Genomic DNA, 13,993 nt, shown 5'->3' on the forward strand with positions numbered 1-13,993 from the left:
CATCGTTGAAAACAACAAGGCCTGATATCAAAATTCAGGCTTTTTATTTCATTCTGCTCTCAATAAACTAAACCAAGCGAATAGACATGCCTTGCGATTGGTAAGTTTAAAAAATATTTAAAACCAAATCATAATGCCCCCCGTATAATACAAGACAACTAATTAGGAGATGACTGATATGTTCTCAATATTTAAAAGAGACCCAATCAAGAAATTAACCAAGGCCTATGAAGCCAAGCTAGAGCAAGCGATGCATGCACAGCGAAATGGCGATATAAGATCATATGGCTCTATAACGGCAGAAGCTGAAGCCATTAATGATCAAATAACCGCACTAAAGAGCGCAAAAGAGTTGCAACAGTAATAGCCTAAACGTCAAAAAGCCCGAATGCTTCTATTCAGGCTTATCCTGTTGAAAAGTAGGCATAGTTATCTGCTCCATAAGTTATCTTTGATCTCACTTATGTAATAAAAACGAACAACATCTGCCAAGCTGCATTGTTTTTTAGAGTTCCTTGAAAATGCACTGTTACAAAATCGTCAGTCGCACTAATGGAGTATCATTGTTTTATTGCCCAAAGTTAAACGAAAACTCAGTGCCCTGTTCTGAACTACTAACTTGATATTCAATGGAAAATTGCTCACATAGCCGTTTAACAATACTCAGCCCCATACCCAGTCCTTGGCTAGTTTCGCCCTTTATTCCTGCATCGAAAATGAAAGGTTGTAAGGCTGCTTCGATGCCATTTCCACTGTCTGAAACAATTAATTTCTGCTTATCAAATCGAATACTAATAGTGCCTGACACCGTATATTTAAACGCATTGCCAATTAAATTATTGAGCAATATAAGCAGTGGGGCTTTTGCCATGGGAACGTCTTGTTGCGGCTTAATTTCAATAATCAATTCAATGTCTTTATCGGTCAAGAATTGATGCTGCTGAATAATACTTTGCTCCACAACAGGTAATAGACGAGTTTGAGTGGCTACACTATTGTCTTCACGTGCTAAGGCAAGCAACGTACTTAAACTTTGTTCGATTTGCACTTGGGCTTGCTCAATTCGCGCCACTAGCGGTGTCTGCTCGGCGTTTAATGATGTCTGTTTTAACAAGGTTAGTGCACCTCGGCTAATCGTTGTTGGTGTCCGTAGTTCATGGGACACATCGCGCGTAAAGTGTTGTTCACGCTGCACAAATGCTTTAATTCGAATCATTGCTTGTTCTAGGGCGTTAGCAAAACTACCAATTTCATCTTTTTGAAAACGCTTGGCAAATTCCTGCGGTAATTGTTCGACAGGCGCTCTTTCGACAATCGCCTTCAATTCGTCAAGAGGACTAAGTAAACGCTTAGCAATACGATAAGCTGCAAATCCAACCAAGGCTGCAATTACAGTCACAATGGCGAGCAAAATAAGTAAGTAAGACAGCATTACCTGTTTGTTTTCTCGCACAATCAAATAACTGCTCACATCCGCCAAGAGATAACCCTGTTCAAGTTTCAGCAAATGATAATGCTTGCCATCTTGCGCAGCAAACTCGCGCCGCTTTGGTTGAGACACCAATATATCGCGAATAAATGCGGGCAATTCATTAGCTGTTTCATGAAACATGACAAATTCAAGCTTGGGGCTCGGCGATTGTCCATCATTTATTTGCTGCTGAATGGTTTGAGCCTCACCATTAAGGAGCGCTTTGAAGAAGTTATCTTCAACATGATAAGCAAAGATAAAAGCTGTCGCGCCATACAACGCACTGATAAGCAGCGCAGCGCCGACGAAATAACTGATTATGCGCACGCGCAGTTGAGTAATCTTCATAGCTCTCTAACAGCCTTTAAGTAATATCGAGTGAAAAACCAATGCCATGCATGGTTTTGATGATGGGATGACCAAACGGTTTATCTATCGTCTTGCGCAATTGATATAAATGAGAACGCAATGCGTCAGATTCAGTGTATTCGTCTCCCCAAATTTCATCACACAACTCACTGCGACTAACCACGCGTGGGTGCGCTTGCATTAACACGGTGAGTATTTGCCAAGGAATGGGCTGTAATTGTAATGACTTACCAGCGCGCTCTGCTTGCTTAGTTTGCAGATTAAGCGTCAATGGCCCTATGACCAGCTTTTTCTCCAACGGCTGCTGATAACGATTGGCCAGCGCATTACAACGCAACCATAGCTCTTCTAAATCAAATGGCTTTGTCAAATAATCATCCGCGCCAACACCAAAGCCTAAGCGTTTATCATCGAGTGTATCGCGTGCTGTCATCATAATAATAGGAATAGGACGCTCTGCACGCTCTCGCACTTGTTGACACACCGCAATACCGTCTAGTTTCGGCAACATTAAATCGAGAATAATGCAGTCATAATGTTCAGTGATCGCAAGTGTCAGTCCCAACTCCCCATTGTCGGCAAAATCTAAGACTGCTCCTTGCTGTTGAAAATAATCGGCAATATTAAGACTAATGTCATGATTATCTTCAATTACTAATATCTTTAATTTACGTTGCTGCACATTTAAAACCACGAGACTAATTGAGCGACATAGTGTGCAGGTAAGATATGACCACTGTCAAAGCGCAAATGTTTTTTATTCTTACTAGGGATGCCATTAAAAAACGACTCATTTTCTTCTATTGAGGCATATTCATCATCATCACCAGTCACTAGCCATACCTTATTATCACTTAAGCCTGCTAGAAAGTTGCTTGGTGATACTAACGCGGTAGTGTCATCGGCATGCGGTGGCACAACAGCCGCGACATCAGAGATTCGGCTATCGACACTTGCCAATAATAAACTTACCTGAGCGCCCATGCTGTAACCTGCAATGTTAATCCGTTTGCTGTCGAACTGTGGCTGCTTAACTATCCAATCAAGCAACACTCGATGATCACGCACCGTGTCTCGAATCATCGCCTCATAAGGTCCACGCTTCCCCCAATAATGTAAATCGCCCATTACATCAGCAATGGTGTAATCAGGATCTTTACGTTGACCGTGATTGCGCGCGTCAATTGAAATCACGGCATAGCCATGATGCAACGCCTGTTCAGCAATCTTATCGACGCTTTCTACAGTTGGACGCCCCTTAAAGGAATCCTGAAACCAACGAATTTGGCTCCGCCCCATTCCATGAGCACCAATCATCACAGGAATTGGCTCTGAAATATCAACCAATGGCTGCGGATAACGAATTCGACCGTGAACTACCTCGCCATCAAAGCTTCGATAAGTGAATTCATAGTTTGTTTTGTCTAGCGCCGATTGCTGCCAATTAGGCGTATTTTGCGGTGGATAAGTGAAATAACCGTCGAGTTGCTCTTGCGTAACCTGATAAGGAGTCGGTGCAAATGTTAAATACCAGGCGCTGCCTGCAAACGTAAAAAAGCCAGCGATAATTAACGCGGCGTATGCAATTTTTTTCTTGATGATTGTCATCGTAAATACCTTTAATGTTGGGTTAACAACAAGGTATCAATACATTTGTGAAATCGATGTGAAGCGAGAAGAGAACGATAATTTTCGGCGTTATAATGAAGAATAATTAAGAGCCTAAAAGAGCTGAGCTTTAAAAACTCGAATATTTCTATTTAGGCTTATACAATCGGGTAGTGATCAGCAAAGTTGGTCTATCAAAAATAAATTAACTCTGACCCCATTTATTTAGAACCTTATTTTTACCGGCGCGACAGGCTGCGGCAAAACCTTTTTAGGCTGTGCTATTGGGCATTACTTTTGCCAACAGGGCATACCAGCACGCTATTACCGAATCAAAGGGCTGCAAGAGCAGCTACGGCAAGTTCACGGCGAGGGAAGTTATCCTCGGTTCCTTGCCCAGCTCAATAAGACACCGATCTTGATCTTGGATGATTGGGGAATGGAAATGTTGACGAGTCAGCAGCGCAGCGATCTTCTAGACATAATAGACGCACGACACGAACAAGGTTCAATGATCATAATGAGTCAGCTGCCTGTGGCTAAGTGGCATGAACTGATCGGTGAAGCCACCTATGCAGATGCCATTATGGATCGGCTTATTCATCGTTCACAGCGTTTTGAGTTACAGGGAGAATCAATGCGAAAATTAGAAATGAACTTGACGGAGACGTCGTGATCAATTAACAATGTTACCGAGCCGCAAAATGGCACCGAAGAGTGATCAGTATGGATGAGAACAACTGATCAGCTTCGGTGAGAATGAGTGATCATCTTCATGAGAATACACAAGTGTGCAAGGCGGTATAGTCGCGATACTTGCTACGGCTGCTGGAGCCTATGTCGGTGTAAAGGCCGTTAGATGGGTTAAGAAGACGTTTTTCTAGCTATAAATAGAGTGTGATTTATCACACTCTTTTATATAAGGGTTTTTTATGCGATTTTTCAAACGAACATGTCCCAAATGTGGGAATGACATTCCTCTCTCTAAAAGAAGAAGCTTAATTTTTAAAACATACATAAGTTGCTCAAACTGTAATGCTGTGCTTCAACCTACAATTATTTGGGGAGTAGCACTATCCCTTATGTTGTCTTTCTTTTTATTTAAAAGTTTTTTTTCATACCTAAAACCATTTTGGGGTAGTGAATTAACATATGCACTATTATTAACTTTAGCAATCATTTTAGTTAAAGTATCTGACCCTTTATCCGATTTCAAAGCTCATGATAAAGATGAAGTTTAACCTTTTATTAATATCGACAATCGGCATTTAATAAAAGTTTATATAAAAGTTTATATTAGGGTCAGGTTAAAATATATATTAGTATTAGGGTCAGGTTAAATATATTAGGGTCAGGTTTATATTAGGGTCAGGTTAAAATAAAACTACACTTCATCTTTCTTCCAACCTAACGGTCGACCTCTTTTCTTTGGTTGCATTCTGCGACCCGTTAACAATTCTATTTCGCGCTTAAATTGTTCACTGCCAATTGCCATCCCTCGATTAACGCTATCTCTAATATTAGTGATGAGCTTATTATCAACATGATGTTTAAAAAGATCACGATACGCGCATTGTAAGCGTCTAGGCAACGACACCTAGCTATTTAAAATTCCAAGGCATTAGTGATTCAAGAGCATCAGGATTTTCAGCAATCTGCTCTAAACAGTGGGATATATAGTCATGTACGACAAGGCCGTTAGCCTTAGCGGTTTCCACCAAACTATAGAGAATGGCGCTGGCTTTCGCACCTCTTGGGGTATGGGAAAACAACCAAGCCTTGCGTCCAATCACAAACGGTTTTATGGCTCGTTCTGCACGATTGTTATCAATACTTAACTTACCATCATCAAGGTAGCGTTTGAATTTTTCATACTGATTCAGTGCATAGGTAATGGCTTTTGACAGCGGCCTTTGCGGAGACAGTTTATCTTTGTGCTCTACAAGCCAGTGATAAAATTCTTCGACAATGGGTTTGGCTTGTTGTTGGCGAGCCTTGTATTTTTCATCGTCCTTCATCTCTTTAATCGATTGCTCTATACCATAGAGTTTACCAATGAAGTTAAGCGCTACGTCGGCTTTACCGGTTGTCTTGTTGTTGCCTTTTGCTTCAATGAACTTGCGACGGATATGAGCAAGACAAGCCACTAAAGTGGCGCTGGTTTTTTCATAACCTTTGTAGCCATCAACGTGCATGTAACCTGAGTAATCATCGAGAAAATCAATGGCGCATTGTCCTGCACGACTGTTGTGATAATCAAATAAGACGATGTTTGTCTTACCTTCAGGTTTGTCATCACCGCAACAATATAACCACATATAGCTGGTCGCTTTGTTAGCTTTGATAACCTTGAGCGGTGTTTCATCCGCATGAATCGCAGGTTGTTGGAGTAACTGTATTTTGAGTGTGTCATACAACGGTTCAAGCAGTTCGCTACAACGAACCATCCAACTCGACATGGTTTTACGATTAATCGTTATGCCGATATCGCCAAACCACGTTTCTTGTCGATACAACGGTAAGCCAAACTGATACTTACAGGTAATGATTTGACTGAGTAAACTTGGCGTAGCAATACTTTTAGGGATAGGAGTTGACGGCATAGGCGCTATCTGGATATCGCTTTGTATGCCCTCTTTTTCACACGCTCTGCATGCGTATTTGGGACGAACGGTTTTAATAACCTTGATATGAGCAGGTACAAATTCGAGCGTTTCACTTTCTGCTTCACCCATTTTATGTAACGCACTTTGACAGTGACTACAGACTTTAGCGTCGTCGTGTAAATCAACCACCACCTCTTTGCGAGGTAAGGCCTCGGGTAATGGTGTGCGCTTGGGTTTTGCTTTTTCGGTGTGTGGTTCATCATTGGCGATGAGGAGCGCTTTTTCTGTGTCAGACAGCGTTTCTATGTCATCCAATCGAGCTTCTACTTCGTTAAATACTTCACCAGCCCCTGGCATTTTCTCTGACTTTTTGCCGTATTCTTTGGCAATCTTGGCGTTATACGCATCAAGTAGTTCTTGATAGAGAGACTTTTGCTGCGCTAACTCTTTATTTTGCTTTTGCACAACGTACTGCAACTCAAGCAGCATGCTCTTGAGTTGTTCTGGGTCGTTGGGCAATGAGTTGGCATCAAATTTCATGCCGTCAGTGTAGCAATGTTATAGCGCCATTGTGACTGTTCAGCTCAAATAGAAAATCAGATCGTGTCAACGATCGTTGACTTGTGTATTGCGCTATCCCAGATCGGACTGATAATGTAATTCTTGATGACCAAGGACATCGTAACCAGACAATAGCCAAGTGAGTTGTTGCTCTGTTAACACAACATCCTCGCTATCAAGTTGACTTGGCCATTTGAATTTGTGTTTTTCAAGGCGTTTATACCACAGGGCAAAGCCCGTTTTATCCCAATAGACTAATTTCAATTTATCTTTGGCTTTATTAGAGAATAAGAACAGTGCGCCGGTGTAGGCATCGTATTTAAGCTCTTGCTCTACAAAGAAAAAAGGGACAGGCACTTTTATATTACTGATTTTTCAAAACCTTCCACCCACAAAAATTAAGCCCAAGTATCTCTACTCAGGCTTTCTTCAATATCTCACGATAATGCCCAGAATAAATCGTTTAGTACAAGGCGCCTTATCGCGACGTTTAGTCTTTCTTAAACGAGCGATGAGGCAACGCAGTAATCAACGATTTAGACCAGCATGACGTCGGGTAAGGAACAACCATTACTGGTTGTCCCTCCCCTAAGAACCGTACGTGCGAGTTTCCCCGCATACGGCTCAAGCCTTTATAAGTCAGAATAAAGATACCGACCAGCGACTTTAAAGAGGTGCCTAGCTATGAAAGCTAGGGCTTTTGAGTCATATATAACCTAGATTCGCTAAAGCTATAATTAAGCCCGTTAGGGCATATATAATATTTGCAAAATCTAACTTCAGAATGACTTTCAGATCAAATTTCATGGCGTTAGCCTATATAAATGATCTGGGATCCCAGATAATAAACCTGGCATTTATATACCGCCTTAGCCAAAGCGGTGCGATGAATTTATCACGTGATTGATTCAAAGCGTCGGGTAGTCAATTTATGGTATGTTTACACAGACCCTGTGTAAACAAAGAACACCGTTCTATATCATTAAATATCAACCCTTAAGCCACGTTAGTTAAGTGACAAGAGAAGTACTAATTCTCACCTCAATAATGCACTAAAAAATCTATGATTGTCAAAATATTTGCTGATAATGCAATTGCCGATGGCAATTAGGGTGCAACAACACTAAATTACTCATGTCATCACTGCCACCTTTCACCCTTTCCACGATATGATGAATATTCCATCCCGTTTCTTTGGTTATTTTGTGACGGCAAATCGCACAGCACTTCTGCTGTCTGAGCCAAAGCCTAAGCACTTTCTGTTTACCTAACATTGAATCTCTCCAAGTTCGCTCAAGGCGCTTTTCGAAGTATTCTTCAAATGCTAAATCATACGGATTAGCTTCTGCTTTCAATTTAGTGTGCCGCTTTATCACAGTATCGTTGGTGTATATCAGCCTCTTGTCAAAACCGTTAGCTGTTATCCCTGAAAACGTCCAGTTTCGCTTGCCCACTGATTTAAAGTATTTAGCTTTAATCCAGCGTTTGTGACGATTGTTATGTCGCCGTCGGCACCACTGCCATAGAAGTTTCCAAATTCGATAATCCACATAATTAAAGATCTCCTTCGCCACAATGTGGCGATGGTAGTTAGCCCAACCTCTGAGGATTGGATTTAACTGACTAATCAACAAATCTGCCCTCATAGTCTTGTTATATTTAATTATTTTTCGAACTTTCCCAAGTAAACTCTTAACGCTTTTACGACTAGGCTTAATTAACATCTTGCCATTGTATTTACGTAAGTTTTGCCCAAGAAAATCAAATCCATCATCAATATGCGTTATTACCGTTTTCTCTGGTGATAACGTAAGCCCTCGTTCAGCCATAAAAGCTTCAACAATAGGCTTAACTTCATTTTCTAGTATCTCTTTCGATATACCCGTGATAATGAAGTCATCAGCGTACCTCACATAATTGACCTTAGACTTGTAAGCGGCTTTTGTGTTCTTCTTCCCAAAATGAGAAAACAACACATCTTCCAAGCCATCAAGCGCTAAATTAGCCAATACAGGTGAAATAATTCCACCTTGTGGTGTACCCGCATCTGTCGGATTTAACTTACCAAATTCAACGAATCCTGCTTTTAGCCACTTTTTAAGTACTTGTTTATCTAACATTACATTAGCAAGTAACCAGTCGTGACTAATGTTATCGAAGCACCCTTTAATATCTCCCTCAAGCACCCACTCTGCCGAGCTTTTACGACTTAAATTGACAAAACATTGTTCTATCGCATCAGCCGTAGAGCGCATTGGTCGAAATCCATAGCTATTGCGGTCAGCAATTGTTTCCGATACGGGTTCAAGAGCTAGCAGAAATAATGCCTGCATTGCCCTATCCAACATAGTCGGTATTCCTAGAGGTCGGCGTTTGCCGTTACTCTTGGGAATATATATCCGCCTCAGTGGCTTAGGTTTATACCCGTGCCGTTTTAACCGATATATAGCTAACCACTTGCTATCAGGTGTGCTCCATAACTCCCCATCAATCCCAGCAGTCCTTTTGCCTCGATTCTCAGTTACTCGTCTTACTGCTAAACACTTAGCCGCAAACGAGCGCACCAACATGCGTTGTAAAGCTTTAGCCTTACGCCACTGTTGTCGCTTAGTCGCCTTCGCGATCCGTACTTGTAGCCCTCTCACCTGACACTCAATTGAATACCAATCAATGGTATGCCAACTATGTGCTGGATGGGAGAACGCAGGTACAACAAATGCCGTACTCATCTTGCTTTTCTCCTATTAGTGATGAACCTAACAAAAGCAAGACGTAACTATCCCCTGACGGGAAGAGTTATTCTTACCCTGTCAGGAGCAAATTAAACGACGGCTTTACACGTCTATTTCACGATTAAAGACCAGTTAGAAGTCAGCACTGTTTCCAGCTAATGCATTTCGCATCTATCTAAATCATTACAATCTAGCATTCGCTTTCTCTAACCTCCTTTACCCACTTACTCAACAGTTTGCTTTACAGCTCCCCTGCTTAATCATTCAAATAACAAATAAATTAAGCGAATAATTGGGCTTACCGAGTTCCATTAAAGTTACATAAACAATTTAGGTTCTACCTGTCCACCGACGGCTAAATGACGACGTATTTCTAGATGTAAAAGAAATAACCAGCCGCGCACCTTTTGGTTTAAGCGTATCAACAACATTTCGCTTATTGCGGTTGACGGTGTTTATCAGTAGTTCACATACGTTAACCCTGTTGTTTAGCCTAGCCCTCAACTCATTTATTGTTAACTAGTTATATCCCCTCTCGTGAGAAGAATACGGCTGACGCCGAGGTACATTGTCAGGAAGCTTCGCACAAAACCGTCACCAGTAATGCACTATCCCTAGACTACAACTTGTCGCAAAGTTGGTCTCACTACATATAAATGGATATGTCGAGACAATAACTCTAATGGCTTGCACCGGAAGATCACTCCAGTAGCCAAATAGACACCTTAAAAAAGGCATATCGCATAAAGTAATTACGATTAAGTAAATAAGCCGCTAAGCCTATCAACTTTAGACAAACTACTTCATAGATTGGAAAGTACACTACAAAGGCACAAGGCCATATTGAGGGCAGACAAAGGTCGCCCATTTTTTTCCCGATCGCATAACTGATCGACTAAAGCTTGTAGTTACTTTTACGTTTTGACGGCAGAAAAGAAATTTTCGCCGATTTTCTTTAACCAATTGTATACAAACACAATTGCGCGACATCTTCAGGCAGAAGATTCCGGCAATCGGTTTATGCATACCGATTACCGGTGTCGACTACTAATTTTGCAGGAAGGGTGAACAGATAAGTAAGTACCTGCTTACGGTGTAGCCTGCTAGGTTAGTGACCTACACGACTCTCGCCGCACTACATCATGCCACCCATACCGCCCATTCCACCCATTCCACCCATATCAGGCATTGCTGGTGCAGCGGCTGCATCTACTGGTGCGTCAGTAATCATCGCTTCAGTAGTAATCATTAAGCCAGCAACTGATGCAGCGAATTGTAGTGCGCTACGTGTTACTTTAGCTGGATCTAAGATACCCATTTCTAGCATGTCGCCGTAAGTGCTGTTTGCGGCATTGTAACCGTAGCTACCAGAACCGTTTTTAACTTCGTTACAAACAACTGATGACTCGTCACCTGAGTTGTAAGCGATTTGACGTAGTGGCGCTTCCATAGCACGCAATAATAATGCGATACCGTGGTCTTGCTCTTCGTTGTCGCCTTTAAGGCCAGCAATAGTTGCAGCAGCACGTACGAGTGCAACACCACCACCAGCAACAACACCTTCTTCAACAGCGGCGCGTGTTGCGTGTAATGCATCGTCTACGCGGTCTTTCTTCTCTTTCATTGCAACTTCAGTGGCTGCGCCAACTTTGATTACTGCAACACCACCAGCTAGTTTAGCCATGCGCTCTTGTAGTTTTTCTTTGTCGTAGTCAGAAGTAGACTCTTCAACTTGTGCTTTGATTTGGCTAACGCGAGCATTGATTGTCGCTTCTTCACCAACACCGTCGATAACAGTTGTGCTGTCTTTAGTGATGATAACGCGTTTTGCGCTACCTAAGTCTTCTAATGTTGCTTTCTCTAGCTCCATACCGATTTCTTCTGAAATCACAGTACCGCCAGTTAGAATTGCTAAGTCTTGTAGCATGGCTTTACGACGGTCGCCGAAACCAGGTGCTTTAACCGCAGCGACTTTCACAATACCGCGCATGTTGTTAACAACTAATGTTGCTAGCGCTTCGCCTTCAAGATCTTCAGCAACGATTAGTAGTGGCTTGCCCGTTTTAGCAAGGCCTTCTAATACTGGTACTAGTTCGCGGATGTTTGATACTTTTTTGTCAACTAACAAGATGAATGGTGTTTCTAGTTCAACACTGCCATTTTCTTGATTGTTCACGAAATATGGTGATAGGTAACCACGGTCGAACTGCATGCCTTCAACAACGTCTAGTTCGTCTTCTAGTGATTGGCCTTCTTCTACTGTGATAACGCCTTCAGTGCCCACTTTAGCCATTGCTGTTGCAATGATTTCACCAACGCTTGTGTCAGAGTTTGCAGAGATTGTACCTACTTGCTCAATCGCTTTGTTGTCTGAACATTCTTGAGAAAGTTCTTTAAGTGCGTCAACAGCAGCAATAGTCGCTTTGTCGATACCGCGCTTAAGATCCATCGGATTCATGCCAGCAGCAACTGATTTCATGCCTTCGCTGATGATAGCTTGTGCAAGTACGGTTGCTGTTGTTGTTCCGTCACCGGCTGCATCATTTGCTTGTGAAGCTACTTCTTTCACAAGTTGTGCGCCCATGTTTTCGAATTTGTCTTCTAGTTCGATTTCTTTAGCAACCGATACACCGTCTTTTGTGATGGTTGGTGCGCCAAAGCTTTTGTCGATGATTACGTTACGGCCTTTAGGGCCTAGGGTAACTTTTACTGCGTCTGCTAATACGTTTACGCCGTTTAACATTTTTACACGTGCGTCTGTTGCAAATTTTACTTCTTTAGCTGCCATGATAATTTCCTTTCTTCTTATGCTTCAACGATTGCTAGGATGTCTGACTCAGACAGGATTAATACTTCTTCACCGTCAATTTTTTCTTTTTCCGCACCGTAGCCTTCTTTGAAGATTACTGTGTCGCCAACGCTTACTGCTAATGGACGTACATTGCCATTTTCTAAAATACGACCTGTACCCACGGCAACAACTTCACCGCGCGTTGATTTTTCTGCTGCGCTGCCCATCAATACGATGCCGCCGCTTGATTTTGATTCTACTTCAGTGCGTTTGATGATTACGCGATCATGTAAAGGACGAATAGTCATAGAAAATTTCCTTGAATTTAAATTTAATTGGGCATTGTACTACTTACGATAAAGTAGCTTTAATAAATTAGAAGTGGGGACAAAAATACTATTACCAAGGGGTAATTCTAACTTTTAATAAATTTAACTAGTGAATCTGTTATAACTCGCTACAATTGGGACTTTGTAACTCATCTGAATGTCATTTTGAAACACGATTTACTCACATCACCAACCCGCCAAGTATTAACGTCCATGAGCATTCCAACGGGGCTGGGCATTTTGAGTATTTTGTTGTTTAACATCACCGATACTTTCTTTATTAGTTTGCTAGGGACAGATGCGTTAACGGCTATTAGTTTCACCTTTCCACTAACCTTTATTATCTCAAGTATCATTATTGGTTTTGGCTCGGGTTTATCTGCCGCGCTGGCAAGGTTGATTGGCAAAGGCGAAACCGACAACCTTAAGAGCTTTGTCATTAGCGCCTTGTTGTTAGGGCTAGTCACCATCGCAGTAATCACTACCTTGGGCTTTTGGGGCAGCGATCCACTGTTTAGGTTACTCGGTGCACAAAACAAACTGTTGCCACTAATTCACGATTATCTCAATGTATGGCTATTCGCTATTGTGTTTTTAGTCATTCCCATGATGGGCAACAGCGCCTTGCGCGCCACAGGAAATGCTAAATATCCAAGTTACATCATGATGGGTGCAGGCGTGGTGAATGTCGTGCTCGATCCTATGTTGATCTTCGGCTTTGGCCCAATCGCACCAATGGGGATTCAAGGTGCGGCGGTGGCCACGTTAATTGCATGGGCGATGTCGTTGGTCGCATCCCTCATATTACTGCATAAAAGCCAGCTTATCGGTTGGGTAAGCTTAAGTGTTAGCGGCGTACTAAAAACATGGCGTACTGTGCTGCGCGTCGGCCAAGCCGCCGCCGTTTCACAGATGATTAATCCACTATTTAACGCCATTGTGATGGGCATGTTAGCCAGCATCGACAGCAAAGCAGTAGCCGCTTATGGCGTAGGTATTCGTATTGAATCGGTGATGCTAATTGGCGTAATAGCGCTAGCATCATCATTGATGCCGTTTTTGGCGCAAAACATGGGTGCAGGCCAAACTGAACGTGCCAAAAGCGCCTTGTTAGGCAGCGCTAAGTTTTCTATCATCAGTCAGTTTGTTCTATACGTTATTATCGCCCTACTCGCCCGCCCACTAGCCGGTTTGTTTAGTGACGATGCAGCCGTAATCGATTACGTCGTCATATACCTCTACCTAGTACCATTCGCTTATGGCGCATTAGGCATGGTAATTGTGGTGGCGAATGCGTTAAACGCCTACAACCGCCCCGGTGCGTCTTTGTTAGTCAATGTTGCTCGCTTGTTCTTGATCATGTTACCGATGGTATGGCTAGGTAAAGAGCTTTTAAGTACCACCGGCGTATTCGCCGCTATCGCCATCGCCAACATATTAATGGGGGGTGCGTGTTATATTTTGGCAACGAGGATTACAGAAGGTAAGAGTAGTTAGTTTTCTTGTCTTCAAAGTCGCTAACTCAT

The 13,993-nt window shown here is 42.3% G+C and carries 12 protein-coding genes; 3 read left to right on the plus strand and 9 right to left on the minus strand.

Annotated features, from left to right (window positions below; genetic code table 11):
- Positions 1-178: 178 nt before the first annotated feature.
- Entirely contained in the window at positions 179-364 is a 186-nt protein-coding gene (locus tag ACMAZF_RS17195; RefSeq protein ID WP_435274957.1) for a DUF6435 family protein, read from the plus strand.
- Between the two features lie 204 nt (positions 365-568).
- Here ACMAZF_RS17195 and ACMAZF_RS17200 read toward each other — a convergent pair whose 3' ends face one another.
- Genes ACMAZF_RS17200 through ACMAZF_RS17210 form a run of 3 tightly spaced genes read right to left on the minus strand, consistent with a single transcriptional unit; the run spans position 569 to position 3,448 of the window.
- Complete coding sequence (locus ACMAZF_RS17200; RefSeq protein ID WP_435274958.1) at positions 569-1,819, minus strand: sensor histidine kinase; 1,251 nt, start codon at positions 1,817-1,819, stop codon at positions 569-571.
- Between the two features lie 16 nt (positions 1,820-1,835).
- Positions 1,836-2,522 carry a response regulator transcription factor gene (locus tag ACMAZF_RS17205; protein WP_435274959.1) on the minus strand — a complete coding sequence of 229 codons (687 nt, stop codon included), beginning with the start codon at positions 2,520-2,522 and terminating at the stop codon, positions 1,836-1,838.
- Between the two features lie 2 nt (positions 2,523-2,524).
- Positions 2,525-3,448 (minus strand): alpha/beta hydrolase family protein, encoded by a 924-nt coding sequence (locus tag ACMAZF_RS17210; RefSeq protein ID WP_435274960.1) that lies wholly within the window; start codon positions 3,446-3,448, stop codon positions 2,525-2,527.
- Positions 3,449-3,683: 235 nt separating this feature from the next.
- On the opposite strand from ACMAZF_RS17210, the gene ACMAZF_RS17215 reads away from it, so the two are divergent.
- Positions 3,684-4,124, plus strand: a complete 441-nt coding sequence (locus ACMAZF_RS17215) for an ATP-binding protein (protein WP_435277271.1) — start codon at positions 3,684-3,686, stop codon at positions 4,122-4,124.
- A gap of 708 nt (positions 4,125-4,832) precedes the next feature.
- Here the strand turns inward: ACMAZF_RS17215 and ACMAZF_RS17220 are convergent.
- From ACMAZF_RS17220 to ACMAZF_RS17245, 6 genes are all read right to left on the minus strand, one after another.
- Positions 4,833-5,045, minus strand: a complete 213-nt coding sequence (locus ACMAZF_RS17220; RefSeq protein WP_435274961.1) for a hypothetical protein — start codon at positions 5,043-5,045, stop codon at positions 4,833-4,835.
- 4 nt (positions 5,046-5,049) lie between these two features.
- Entirely contained in the window at positions 5,050-6,594 is a 1,545-nt protein-coding gene (gene tnpC, locus ACMAZF_RS17225) for an IS66 family transposase (RefSeq protein ID WP_435274962.1), read from the minus strand.
- Between the two features lie 93 nt (positions 6,595-6,687).
- Positions 6,688-6,972 (minus strand): IS66 family insertion sequence element accessory protein TnpB, encoded by a 285-nt coding sequence (tnpB, locus tag ACMAZF_RS17230; protein WP_435274963.1) that lies wholly within the window; start codon positions 6,970-6,972, stop codon positions 6,688-6,690.
- 713 nt (positions 6,973-7,685) lie between these two features.
- Positions 7,686-9,344, minus strand: coding sequence for a group II intron reverse transcriptase/maturase (gene ltrA / locus ACMAZF_RS17235; protein ID WP_435274964.1), 1,659 nt, complete (start codon positions 9,342-9,344; stop codon positions 7,686-7,688).
- A 1,138-nt stretch (positions 9,345-10,482) separates the two neighbouring features.
- Complete coding sequence (groL, locus tag ACMAZF_RS17240; protein ID WP_435274965.1) at positions 10,483-12,135, minus strand: chaperonin GroEL; 1,653 nt, start codon at positions 12,133-12,135, stop codon at positions 10,483-10,485.
- 17 nt (positions 12,136-12,152) lie between these two features.
- Positions 12,153-12,446, minus strand: a complete 294-nt coding sequence (locus ACMAZF_RS17245) for a co-chaperone GroES (protein ID WP_435274966.1) — start codon at positions 12,444-12,446, stop codon at positions 12,153-12,155.
- 186 nt (positions 12,447-12,632) lie between these two features.
- Here ACMAZF_RS17245 and ACMAZF_RS17250 point away from each other — a divergent pair, with 186 nt between their 5' ends.
- Positions 12,633-13,964: an MATE family efflux transporter gene (locus tag ACMAZF_RS17250; RefSeq protein WP_435274967.1), complete on the plus strand. Its 1,332-nt coding sequence runs from the start codon at positions 12,633-12,635 to the stop codon at positions 13,962-13,964.
- The last annotated feature ends 29 nt before the right edge of the window (positions 13,965-13,993 follow it).

The organism is Psychrobium sp. nBUS_13 (assembly GCF_051201665.1).
Taxonomy (GTDB): Bacteria; Pseudomonadota; Gammaproteobacteria; order Enterobacterales; family Psychrobiaceae; genus Psychrobium.

What these genes read in the sequence shown, in the direction of transcription:
- ACMAZF_RS17195 (WP_435274957.1), top strand. Translation starts at nt 179, where the DNA reads ATGTTCTCAATATTTAAAAGAGACCCAATCAAGAAATTAACCAAGGCC.
- ACMAZF_RS17200 (WP_435274958.1), bottom strand. Translation starts at nt 1,819, where the DNA reads ATGAAGATTACTCAACTGCGCGTGCGCATAATCAGTTATTTCGTCGGC.
- ACMAZF_RS17210 (WP_435274960.1), bottom strand. Translation starts at nt 3,448, where the DNA reads ATGACAATCATCAAGAAAAAAATTGCATACGCCGCGTTAATTATCGCT.
- tnpC (WP_435274962.1), bottom strand. Translation starts at nt 6,594, where the DNA reads ATGAAATTTGATGCCAACTCATTGCCCAACGACCCAGAACAACTCAAG.
- ltrA (WP_435274964.1), bottom strand. Translation starts at nt 9,344, where the DNA reads ATGAGTACGGCATTTGTTGTACCTGCGTTCTCCCATCCAGCACATAGT.
- groL (WP_435274965.1), bottom strand. Translation starts at nt 12,135, where the DNA reads ATGGCAGCTAAAGAAGTAAAATTTGCAACAGACGCACGTGTAAAAATG.
- ACMAZF_RS17245 (WP_435274966.1), bottom strand. Translation starts at nt 12,446, where the DNA reads ATGACTATTCGTCCTTTACATGATCGCGTAATCATCAAACGCACTGAA.